Source organism: Bacteroides sp. 3_1_23 (genome assembly GCF_000162555.1).
Lineage (GTDB): Bacteria > Bacteroidota > Bacteroidia > Bacteroidales > Bacteroidaceae > Bacteroides > Bacteroides ovatus.
In genome coordinates, this window is the sequence record NZ_GG774955.1 from 613,482 (window position 1) to 625,321 (window position 11,840).

At 42.8% G+C, this 11,840-nt stretch carries 9 protein-coding genes and 2 tRNA genes; 3 read left to right on the forward strand and 8 right to left on the reverse strand.

Going from position 1 to position 11,840, the window contains the following annotated elements; translation table 11 throughout:
• Nucleotides 1–11 precede the first annotated feature (11 nt).
• Nucleotides 12–509: a hypothetical protein gene (locus HMPREF9010_RS04515; protein WP_008650860.1), complete on the reverse strand. Its 498-nt coding sequence runs from the start codon at nt 507–509 to the stop codon at nt 12–14.
• A 129-nt stretch (nt 510–638) separates the two neighbouring features.
• On the opposite strand from HMPREF9010_RS04515, the gene truA reads away from it, so the two are divergent.
• Genes truA through HMPREF9010_RS04500 form a run of 3 tightly spaced genes read left to right on the forward strand, consistent with a single transcriptional unit; the run spans nt 639 to nt 3,069 of the window.
• Nucleotides 639–1,442 carry a tRNA pseudouridine(38-40) synthase TruA gene (truA, locus tag HMPREF9010_RS04510; protein WP_004320895.1) on the forward strand — a complete coding sequence of 268 codons (804 nt, stop codon included), beginning with the start codon at nt 639–641 and terminating at the stop codon, nt 1,440–1,442.
• 29 nt (nt 1,443–1,471) lie between these two features.
• The gene (locus HMPREF9010_RS04505; RefSeq protein WP_004301754.1) at nt 1,472–2,374 is read left to right on the forward strand and encodes a DMT family transporter; all 903 of its coding nucleotides are present in this window, start codon (nt 1,472–1,474) and stop codon (nt 2,372–2,374) included.
• Between the two features lie 44 nt (nt 2,375–2,418).
• Nucleotides 2,419–3,069 carry a DUF3256 family protein gene (locus HMPREF9010_RS04500; RefSeq protein WP_004304571.1) on the forward strand — a complete coding sequence of 217 codons (651 nt, stop codon included), beginning with the start codon at nt 2,419–2,421 and terminating at the stop codon, nt 3,067–3,069.
• Here the strand turns inward: HMPREF9010_RS04500 and HMPREF9010_RS04495 are convergent.
• From HMPREF9010_RS04495 to HMPREF9010_RS04465, 7 genes are all read right to left on the reverse strand, one after another.
• On the reverse strand, nt 3,061–4,149 hold the full coding sequence (locus HMPREF9010_RS04495) for a phosphotransferase enzyme family protein (RefSeq protein WP_004301757.1): 1,089 nt from the start codon (nt 4,147–4,149) through the stop codon (nt 3,061–3,063). The genes HMPREF9010_RS04500 and HMPREF9010_RS04495 overlap by 9 nt on opposite strands.
• 30 nt (nt 4,150–4,179) lie before the next feature.
• Nucleotides 4,180–7,521 carry a glycoside hydrolase family 2 TIM barrel-domain containing protein gene (locus HMPREF9010_RS04490; protein ID WP_008775473.1) on the reverse strand — a complete coding sequence of 1,114 codons (3,342 nt, stop codon included), beginning with the start codon at nt 7,519–7,521 and terminating at the stop codon, nt 4,180–4,182.
• A 72-nt stretch (nt 7,522–7,593) separates the two neighbouring features.
• A complete protein-coding gene (locus tag HMPREF9010_RS04485) occupies nt 7,594–8,484 on the reverse strand; it encodes a YitT family protein (protein ID WP_004301761.1) in 891 nt (296 codons plus the stop codon).
• Nucleotides 8,485–8,598: 114 nt separating this feature from the next.
• On the reverse strand, nt 8,599–10,008 hold the full coding sequence (locus tag HMPREF9010_RS04480; protein ID WP_008775474.1) for a Gfo/Idh/MocA family protein: 1,410 nt from the start codon (nt 10,006–10,008) through the stop codon (nt 8,599–8,601).
• A gap of 306 nt (nt 10,009–10,314) precedes the next feature.
• Complete coding sequence (locus tag HMPREF9010_RS04475) at nt 10,315–11,574, reverse strand: Gfo/Idh/MocA family protein (protein WP_008650863.1); 1,260 nt, start codon at nt 11,572–11,574, stop codon at nt 10,315–10,317.
• A 62-nt stretch (nt 11,575–11,636) separates the two neighbouring features.
• Nucleotides 11,637–11,709, reverse strand: a tRNA-Gly gene (locus HMPREF9010_RS04470).
• Nucleotides 11,710–11,717: 8 nt separating this feature from the next.
• Nucleotides 11,718–11,800, reverse strand: a tRNA-Tyr gene (locus HMPREF9010_RS04465).
• Nucleotides 11,801–11,840: the final 40 nt, after the last annotated feature.

Consider the following 11,840-nt stretch of genomic DNA (forward strand, 5'->3'; position numbering starts at 1 on the left):
TATTTGAATAGTTATTGAATGAACAGTGTTCCGTCTTTGTAACTGGTGATGATTGTTCGGTCTCCAGTCTGGTATGTTTTTCCGGATTCGGAGATGACGTCTACTTCACGCATGGCTCCGTCCCGGGTGGTCTGTACAGTATATTTGCTGTCGCTTTGCTTGAAGTAGATGGTACATTCTCGTCCCACAAGTTGATCTGTCTGTTCAGAATGATTCACTTGTTGCAGTTGATAAGCTTTCTTATAGAGAAACCACACAGCGAGAATAAAGAAAAGACCCACCAGAATTCCGATGACATAACTTTGAATTTCAGTGTTTCCCGCTAAATACATGTACCAGCCGAATCCGATTCCAAAATGAGTTAGTCCTTTAAAAGAAACTACGCTACTGATGTCAGCATCTACGTCTACATCTGCATCTATGTCTCCGAAAAAGATGGATAGAACGAATTGGATTACAAATATTCCTGTTGTCACAAGGGCAATAATAAGGAAAATGGTACTACTCATAATTGTGAGGTATTAGTGAATCATGATTATTTTGTTCTCCAAATATACAGGTTTATGCGAATTATACAAAGATAAATGAGATAAAATGACTACTTTTGCGCGCGAAAACCCTAAAAAAGAGGAATTAGCGTGCAAAGGTATTTTATTTATTTGGCTTACGACGGAACCAATTATCACGGTTGGCAGATTCAACCGAATGGGATTAGTGTGCAGGAATGTCTGATGAAGGCATTGTCTACCTTTCTGCGTCGCGAAATTGAAGTAATAGGAGCAGGCCGGACGGATGCGGGAGTGCATGCCTCTCTGATGGTTGCTCATTTTGATTCCGATGAACTGTTGGATACTACTTCTGTTACTGATAAATTAAATCGTCTGCTACCTCCCGATATTTCCATTTATCGTGTTTGCCGGGTTCGGCCGGATACCCATGCCCGTTTTGATGCGACTGCGCGAACTTATAAATATTATGTGACGACATCGAAATATCCTTTTAACAGGCAATATCGCTGGCGTCTTTATAACCAGTTGAATTATGAACGCATGAACGAAGCAGCGCGTATCCTTTTCGAGTACAACGATTTTACGAGTTTCAGTAAACTTCATACGGATGTAAAGACCAATATTTGTCATATCACTCATGCAGAATGGACGCAGGAAGAAGATGCTACCTGGGTGTTTACCATTCGTGCCGACCGTTTCTTGCGGAATATGGTGCGAGCCATTGTAGGCACGCTCATTGAAGTGGGACGCGGGAAACTGACTGTTGAAGGTTTCCGGCGGATTATAGAACAGCAGGACCGTTGCAAAGCCGGGACATCTGCTCCGGGGCAAGCCCTGTTTCTGGTCAACGTGGAATACCCGGAAAGTATATTTGAATGTGATGACCAGCAATCATCTATAACTGGCGAACCGTCTGTCGCTGATAACTTATAATTGGTAATTAGTAAATAATAAATATTCTCATGTGGTTATTATTAGCATTCCTCTCGGCTACTTTGCTGGGCTTTTATGATGTATTCAAGAAGAAATCGTTGAAAGATAATGCAGTACTTCCTGTTTTGTTTCTAAATACATTCTTTTCCAGTCTCATCTTTCTACCGTTTATCCTGATATCCGTTTATCAACCGGACTTGTTGGGAGGAACAATATTCAATGTTCCCGTTGCTGGTTGGGAACAGCATAAATATATTATCATCAAGTCGTTCATCGTATTGTCTTCGTGGATATTCGGATATTTCGGAATGAAACATTTGCCCATAACCATTGTAGGACCTATCAATGCCACCCGTCCGGTGATGGTGCTCGTGGGAGCTATGCTGGTATTCGGTGAACGATTGAATCTCTATCAATGGATTGGTGTGATGCTGGCCATTGCCTCTTTCTTTATGTTGAGCCGTTCGGGAAAGAAAGAAGGAATTGATTTTAAGCATAACAAATGGATCTTTTTTATTGTACTGGCTGCCATTACAGGTGCTATCAGTGGTTTGTATGATAAATATCTGATGAAGTCTCTGAATCCGATGTTGGTGCAATCCTGGTATAATGTTTATCAGGTGTTTATCATGTGTCCTATCCTGTTGTTGCTTTGGTGGCCTAAAAGAAAGTCCACTACTCCGTTCCGCTGGGATTGGACGATTATCCTGATCTCCATTTTCCTTTCTGCTGCCGATTTTGTTTACTTTTACGCATTAAGTTACGATGATTCGATGATTTCTATCGTTTCGATGGTCCGTCGGGGAAGTGTGGTTGTTTCTTTTACTTTCGGTGCGCTTTTCTTCCGTGAAAAGAATTTAAAAAGCAAAGCGATTGACCTTATACTGGTGTTAATCGGAATGATATTCTTATATTTGGGGTCTAAAAGTTAAAACAGTTACACAAGACTGTTTGTCATAGGTTAAATAAGATAGATATGAAAATAAATAAACTTGTTATTACTATATTCTTCTCTGCTGTCGGACTTTTTGTTTCGACTGCTCTTCAGGCACAAGAGGCCAAAACGTTGTTTGTGAATATGCCGGATTCTCTAAGCCCCTTGCTTACAAAAGTGAATCGTGAAGATTGCATAGACTTTCTGGAAAGTAAGATGAAAGCGCAAGTAGAAAACCGTTTTGGCAAGAAGTCGGAGATGACTGATCTTAGCAAAGACTATATCCGTATGCAAATGTCAGCTCAATCGACCTGGCAGATGAAAGTGTTGGCATTAAATGATTCAACGAACGTAATCTGTACAGTCTCTACTGTTTGTGCTCCTGCCTGTGATAGCAGCATCCATTTCTATACGGACGACTGGAAACCGCTTACAACATCTCTCTTTATTACCCTGCCCCTGATGGATGATTTTCTGAATGCTCCCGATTCAGCAGGAGTTTATGAGTTTGATGAAGCACGCCGTTCGGCAGATATGCTATTGATGAAAGCCGATTTTAATAAAGAAAATACGGAACTGACACTTACGTTAACAACCCCCGACTATATGTCAAAAGAAACAGCAGAGAAACTGAAACCGTTTCTCCGCCGCCCTGTAGTCTACCATTGGAAAAATGGAGCATTCTCAATTTAATAAGCATTCGTTGATGAACGCTATCATTTCCGGTGTGTTTGCTTCCACACTTTGAAGTAATTTGAATTGTGCTTTGGTGCGAACGAGGTTATGTTCCGGATATTTGATTTTATAATAAGTATCTCCGTTGATATAATCTGCCAGGAACCGTACACACTGCATGTATGGGAATAAAGCCGCCGCATAAGGAAGATTCTCAATCTCGATCTGAGTCAGGAATGATTTGGCTCCTTTCAGATAGCCCTTGGTAAATGCTTTGAATATTTCCATATTGAAGTTTACACGATCAAGGTCTTTGTCGTCTTCATCACCTGTGTTGGCACCTGTACGTAAGAAGTCACCATAATCGGAGAATATAAAGCTAGGCATTACCGTATCCAGATCAATGACACAAAGCACTTTACCATCCTCGTCGAACATCATGTTATTCACTTTCGTATCGCAATGGCAAACGCGTTTGGGAAGTTTCCCTTCACGATATAAACGTTCAGCCTTACACATTTCATCTGCGCGTTTCTCTATTTCATCCAGATAGTACTTCACTTCTGCTACCCGTCCGGCAGCATCCTTCGCAACGGCTTCACGTAGTTGTTTGAGACGGAACTCCATGTTGTGGAAATCGGGTATGGTTTCACCCAATGTTTCCGGAATATCGGCCAGCATAGCCTGGAAGTTACCGAAGGCTTCTCCTGCATAATTGGAATATTCGGGATTTACCGTCTCATACGTTTTTGCACGTGGGATGAATACCATCACACGCCAATAACTGTCACCGTCAAACCAGTATGTTTTACCTTCTTCTGTTTCGAGGAAACTCAACACCTTGCGGTCTATATCCGATTCTCCGGCTTCCGTCAGTTTCTTGCGAATGTGATTGGTAACAGCGCTAATATTGGATTGAAGCATTTCTACATTCTGGAAAATGGCATGATTGATGCGTTGCAAAACATAGTCGGGAGCATCTGCTTCTTTGGTGTTTACTTTATAAGTGTCGTTGATAAGTCCTGCACCCAAAGGTTTGATTTCTTCTATCGTACCTTGGACTTTAAATTTAGCTACGATGCTAGATAAATCTTTCATGTTTTTTTTCTTTAAAAATTTATACTAAGGTTATCGATAATCATATTTAGCAGCTTCGTTGGCCTGGTTAGCCGAGCGAACGGGTACTAATGTGAAGCCCCACTGGTAATCACGGTTAGCCGGGATCTGGTGGAAAGGTTCCGGGCGAGCACCCCAACTGTCATATCCGCCTACTCCTTGTTGCTTCATATCTACACAAACCTCAACGAAATCTCTGGGAGTGATGTCGTTGACATGATGCATTCTCCGTAATACGTTGCGGGCAGCGTTCTCGTCGTGATTGGCAACCTCTTCCGGGCTGAAGTTATTCCATTGGTAAGGGTGGGGCAGAGCTTCTTCAGAGTCAAAGTCTTCGATAGAGTTGCGCAAGGCATTGAAACCGATAAGACTGTCCGCTACCAACACCAGGCCGTTTCCTTTATTAGGAGATAAAGCGATCCAACGGGTATCAGTGTGATGTCCGTTTTCCTGTGGACGCACATAGTTGAAGTACATTTGATCCGCTGTTGTCTTATATACGCCAACGAGCGTTCCGTGATTGCGGTCGATATAATTCTCTTCCGGGCCACGGCCAAAGTATTGTACATTGTTCATCTGTGCCGGCAAGCGGAAACGCACACCGATACGGGGGACTTCCAGTTTGGAGGCAGCCTTGCGGGCAGCATCACTTCCGGGAGTAAATGTAGCCATGCGGGTAGCTTCGGAAACTTCTGTTTCTGTAGGCTGCATATCCGTTGATGTGAATTTGGCATTTACGTTAACTATTCCGTTCGGATAGATTTTGTAAGTGACAACATACAAGTTGCCGGCAGCCAGTAAGTAGGTTACATTTAAGGAGACTGCTTTATCTTCTGCTGTCATGGTGGCATCCGTTATGCGGAAGTTTTTGCTTGATTGTTTCCATACCTGCAAACGTTTAGGAGTGCTGTTACCATAGTCATTATCATTAGGAGCACGCCAGAAGTTAGGCTGAATACCAAATCCGTCTTTGAAATATTCTGTACCATCTACTTTATACGAGGTTACTAATCCGCTATTCTTGTTGAATACAAAGTTTACTTTGGAGGAAGAAACGATTAATTCATCTCCTTGAATCGTTGTTTTCAATGCCGGACCGTTTGCTTTATATATACTCTTCTCTGCCTGGATAGGAAGTTGGAACTGGTCGTATGCAATTTCATATCCGGTTGGAATCAACGGTTCAGGCTCTGTGGTTGTTACACTGAAGTTGACAAAATATTCTGTTCCCGGTTGGGCTTTCAGACCATTTACCGGTACGGTGAATTCTTTAGAGGCTTGCGGAGCAATATCCAAAGATACTTTTCCACCTTTTATTGTCTTTCCGTTAGCAAGTACATTGTAGTGAATCTGATATTTTTTCAGGTTAGTGAAATAGAAACGGTTGGTGATTTTGAATATACCGGCTGCGGCATCTACTGCTTCAAAACCTACATTCTGATGTACATATTTCACTTCAGCCATTGCCGGATGCGGACCACGATCCGGATTGACAAGACCGTTGCAGAGGAAGTTACCATCGCTAGGTGCGTCTACGCCGAAGTCACCTCCGTAGGCCCAGTATTCTCTTCCATTCTTATCTTTTTGGAGAAGACCTTGGTCTACCCAGTCCCAGATATATCCACCTTGGAGATTCGGATATTTGTAAATTGCCTGCCATTGTCCCCACAGGTTTCCCGTGGAGTTTCCCATGGCATGTGCATACTCCGAAGGAGCTACAGGACGGTCGCTACCATTCTTTCCGATATTTTCCAGCCAGTCGGCACCCGGATATTGCGGAACATACATATCGGAGTTCCATTCCCATTGAGCACGTTCGTAGTTGACCGGACGATCCATCAGATCTTTGTCTGCCTCTTTCAACCACAAATAAGTCTGATAGAAATTATATCCGTTTCCGGCTTCATTTCCCAGCGACCAGAATGTAACGCTCGGATAATTCTTATTACGTTCAAACATATTGATGGTACGATCCATGTGCGGTTTCAGCCATTCGGGATTGTTACCCAGTGAACCGCCTTTCCGGAGATCATAATACATTCCGTGGCTTTCCACGTTGGCTTCATCATATACATAAAGTCCGTATTCATCACAAAGCTCATAGAAACGGCGGTCTTGCGGATAGTGGCAAAGGCGTACACTGTTTAAGTTATGTTGTTTCATCAGTTCGAAGTCACGGCGCATTAAATCCTCTGTAACATAATGACCTGTTGACGGATTATGTTCGTGGATATTTACCCCTTTCAGTTTCAGAGGCTGACCGTTGATGAATAAGCAGACATACGGTTTTCCGTTAGCAGCCTTCTGTTCGATAGGCTTGATCTCAATCCGGCGGAATCCTACATTGAAAGGAATGATTTCATTGATTTTGCCATTCTCTTTTACTGTCATCAACAGTTTGTATAGATTCGGATGTTCGGAGGTCCATGTGCTGACATCTGTCAGATTCTTATCGAAAGAAAGTGTACGTACTTCGTTCGATGGAATATAGGCTGTCTTCTCTTCAGTAGCTACAACTTTTCCTTGTGCATCTAATAGTTCATAAACTAATATAAGATTAGTTGCAGCCTTTTCGTGATTTCTCAAATCGACATTTAAACCGAAGATTCCATTTTTGTAACTGTCGTCCAGCGTAGACTTAATTCGGAAATCTTTGAGAGCTGCTTTAGGCTGTGAATACAGAAAAACATCGCGTTCAATACCACTCATACGCCAGAAGTCTTGACATTCAAGATAGGAACCGGTGCTCCAACGGAAGATTTTAACTGTAAGTACGTTCTTTCCCGGCTTCACGTAATTGTTGATAAGAAATTCTGCCGGATTCTTGGAGTCTTCGCTATATCCTACTTCTTGTCCGTTGATATATACATATACGCCGGACTTAGCTCCTGCCAAATGCAAGTAGATATCCCGCCCGTCCCAGTCTGCCGGAATATCGATGTCCCGACGATAAACTCCTACCGGATTGGCTTCGGGAAGAGTAGGAGGTTGTGGATTGCGCGGTTTGAATTCATAACCATGATTGGTGTAGATGGCTATTCCGTGTCCTTGTACTTCCCAGTTGCCGGGCACCTGAATATCATCCCACGAATCTGTATTGGTGTTCGGATCGGTAATGTTTTCGGGAAGTTTTTTATAAGAGTCTACAAAGTAGAATTTCCAGGTTCCGTTCAGCAAGCGGTAATACTTGCTTCGTTCGAACTTGCCACTCAAGGCATCAGCGCGATTGTTGTATGTCATAAAAGAAGTACGTGGATACTCTTTGTTAACTTCAACTACCTGCACGTCCTGCCAATAAGGTTTCACGGCTTTCTCAGCCATTGTACTAAGTGTTGTCAGGGAAAATATTCCCATGAAAATGCCTGTTAATAAGTTGGGGGTTGGTCGAAATTTCATGTTTCTCAATATTGGTTTTTCATTTCTTTTTTATTTTACTTTAATATGATCGAATCCTTCTCCATATACTCCAATGACAGCACTTTGCGATACAAATGCATTCGGGTCTATGTCTTTTATTAACCGGAAGATGATAGGCGATTCCCTTTTCTTGGCTAATACAAACATCATCTTAACTTCTCGTCCTGTATAAAAGCCGGTTGCATTGATAATCGTTACTCCCCGGTGTGGGTATTCGTTAATATGCCGTCCTATTTCTTCATATTTGTTGGATATGATAAAGAACTGTACGGATTGACGGGCGCTATTCACTACCTGGTCGAGAACGAAACTACAAATATAAAGAGTTACAAACCCATACACCACTTTTTCCCAGTCTTTTAAGACAAAATAACTGGAAGAAATGATAATCATATCGCAGATGAGCACGACTCTTCCTAATGTGATGTCCCGGTATTTGTTGATGATGGCTGCAATAATATCTGTACCTCCCGTACTTCCATTAGCCGAAAAAGCAACACCTATGCCGCCTCCACAGAAGGATGCTCCGATGACACATGCCATAAAGGGCTGGTCGTGGAGAAGCCCGAAACCTGCCGTCAATTTTTGAATGACGGACAGAAAGAAGGTGAGGGTAAATACACCAAAAATAGTTTTGATGCAAAACTTTAGTCCCAGCAACTTGAGGGCCAGTAGTAGCAAGAAGAAGTTGATGCTGAAGTACGTATATTGTACCGGAAAACCTGTGGCCCAATATACGATAGAAGCAATACCCGGTACTCCCCCGGTGGTGATATCGTTAGGCAACAGAAAAACGGTCCAACCGATACCATACAAAATCATGCCGATGGCAATCATTACATAATCTCTGGCTTCACGGATAATGCTTTGCTTAGAAGGCTTTGGAATAGCTGTTTTCATAAACGTGATTATGATAATCTATAAAATGTTCAAACACGAACCCATGAATAATCCGGCTTTAGAGGAGAAGCCGGATTGGTTCATTATGCTCGTGCTAAAAGGAAATATGCTGTTTTATTTTGCAAAAGCGTGACGGTAGCCTTGTACTTTATTCCATCCGCCGCGAGTGAAGTCGGGTACTTCTACCGGAGCTGAATTGTTCTCGATAGAAAGTCTGGTAAGTTCAGCCATGCAACACCATTCTGCCAGGTCATAAACGTCCATATCCAATGGCAGTCCATTCTGCAAGCAATATGCCAGACGGTAGTCCATGATAAAGTCCATACCACCATGTCCACCTACTTTCTTGGCTGTTTCTTCCAACTCTATATGAATAGGATCTTTATATTTATCCATCAAGGCTTTTTTTACGTTTTCAGGTACAGAACCATGTGCATTCAGATTCTCATGATTAGGCACATCTTTTGAATCAACTTGTGAAGGTCGCAGGCAATATTCTTCAATCGGATATTTGCTTGCGTAACCATCGGCTCCCACTATCTGATACATACGGCTGTATGGGCGTGGAGTCATTACGTTGTGCTGAATCAACATTGTTTTACCGTTCTCTGTGCGAATCAGGGTAGAAGTCTGGTCACCATTCTGGAAGTCAGTCACCTCTTCTCCTGTTTGTTTCTTAATATAAGCCGGTCCGTTGACAGCTTTCGTATCCATCGATACCAATGTTTTCATGCGGTCACCACGGTGGATATTAAGTACCTGACAAGCAGGGCCCATGCCATGGGTAGCATATACATCACCGCGGTGTAGATGATTATAATCCATTCGCCAGTTATTCCAGTATTCAGGCCAGAAATCTTCCAGATTATGGATATATGAACCTTCTACATGAAGTACTTCTCCGAATACGCCTTGTTGTGCCATATTTAAAGAAGTCAGTTCAAAGAAGTCATATACGCAGTTTTCGAGCTGCATACAATGCTTACGTGTCTTTTCGGAAGTATTGATTAGCTGCCAGATTTCATCCAGTGTCATGGCGGCAGGAACTTCGATAGCTACATGCTTACCGTGTTCCATGGCATAAACACCCATTGCTGCATGATGTTTCCAGTCGGTGGCTATGTATACCAGATCAATATCGTCCCGTTCACAAAGTTGCTTCCATGCCTCTTCCGAGCCACTGTAAGAAGCAGCTTCAGGAAGTCCGGCATTCTTCAAAATTTCTTGTGATTTTTCAACACGTTCGGGAAGCAGGTCGCATAATGCTACAATCTTAGTTCCCGGGATATGGGTCCAGCGTACCACGGCACCAGGACCACGCATTCCTAATCCGATGAAACCGACACGAACGGTATCAATTTTAGGAGTAACGAGTTGGATTACATCTTCTTGTCCGGCAGGGCGGGCAGGAGTTTCTACTTTGATAGGAGTAAAGGCTTCGGGAGCCTTTGGTTGTAGAGTACAACTGGTGTGCCAAGTTAACAAAGCCAAGCCGATAGCCGTGACTGTAAATAGTTTCTTCATCATATTTTAAAGTTTTTAATAGGGGTTATTCGATGTTTTTCATTTACGTGTCAAAAATAGTAATTAATTAGCCAACTATTTATATTTATAATCGATATTTTCATCATAAAAGTTTCTATTATGAGGTAAAAGATGAGTCTGACTTTTTCTACCTGATTTTGTGTAGGCTTATGTGATGTCAAATACATATAAAAGACATGCCATAAAAAGGCTCTTCCTAAAAAGAAGTCACCTTTTTAGAATTGCTTAACGTTTACTGCTCCTGTTGGGGTAAACTACCTACTTCGTCTGTACTTCTGATAGAACCTAGTATTTGTATTTTTTCCAGGCTCCCCTGGTGAAATCCGGTATTTCTACTGCCATGCTCTTATTCAGTACAGATTTTTCACTTAGTTCTGTGATACACGACCATTCGGCTGCATCGTATACATCCATATCCAGTGGAAGCCCGTTGCGCAGACAATGAATAAGGCGGTAATCCATAACATAATTCATTTCATTGGGTAGGCCTCTGCGATGTGCTTCTTCGCCAATGGTTGCGTTAAAAGGATGTTTATAGCGTGCCATCATTTTTTCTAGCAGTTCTCCTTCAAGTGGAGTGTCTCCATTAGGATCTAGGGCGATACAGGGGGCAGGGTATTTTTGGGCGAATCCCAGTGTGCCGCATACTGTTTGAAGGCGGCTGTAAGGACGTGGGGTGGATATGTCGTATTGAAGCATGATTGTCTTCCCTTTGAGCGTGTGGATAAGAGTGGTGTTTACGTCTCCCAATTGATATTTCTGGTGGGCTTCCGGTGAATATTCGCCGAATAGTCTGCGGGCATACTCGCTCATTCCTGCCTGATGAGTAGACATGGACACGAGATATTCCATTCTGTCACTGCGATGAATATCCAGTATCTGGCAGGCGGGGCCCAACCCATGAGTGGGATAAGGATTGCCTGTATGTTCGATGCTGTATCTTTTTCCCCAATGGTTGTGATAGCCGCCTTCGCTCTCTTCGGCAAAGTACATTGAACGAAGATCGTGAATGTAGGCTCCTTCTACATGCATGATTTCTCCGAACAATCCTCGTTGGGCCATGTTGAGAGTCATTAGTGCAAAGGGATCATAACAACAATTTTCGAGCATGATGCAGTGTCGCCTGGTTTTTTCTGCAGTGTCTACCAATTGCCAACATTCTTCCACGCTCATAGCAGCCGGAACTTCAATAGCTACATGTTTATTGCATTCCATTGCGAAAGTTGCCATTGGAGTATGCATTAACCAGTCGGTGCAGATGAATATTAAATCTACTTCATCCGATTCGCACATCTTCTTCCATCCCTCCACTCCGGTATATCCGGTGGCTTCGGAACGGTCGGCTTCTTTTAATAGTTGTTGGGCCTTACTTAGATTTCCTTCTCTTATTTCACAAAGAGCTTTGATTTCTACTCCTTCAATTTGCAGATAACGTTGTAAGGTGAGCAATCCTCGATTGCCCAGTCCTATAATCCCGATGTGGACAGTGGGGATAGGGGGATGTGCTAGTCGGAGTACATGCGATTGTACCGGAGAATTTTTCATAAGCTTAGCGGTCTAAAATAAAACAAAAAAAGAGAATCTAATTTCTCAGATTCTCTTTGGAGAGCGGAAGACGGGGCTCAAACCCGCGACCCTCAGCTTGGAAGGCTAATGCTCTATCAACTGAGCTACTTCCGCAATTTTTGTGGGCAAAGATGGATTCGAACCACCGAAGTCGAAAGACAGCAGATTTACAGTCTGCCCCATTTGGCCACTCTGGTATTTGCCCTTTTTTGCTTTTGAGGAGGTTTGTTTCTCAATTGCGGTGC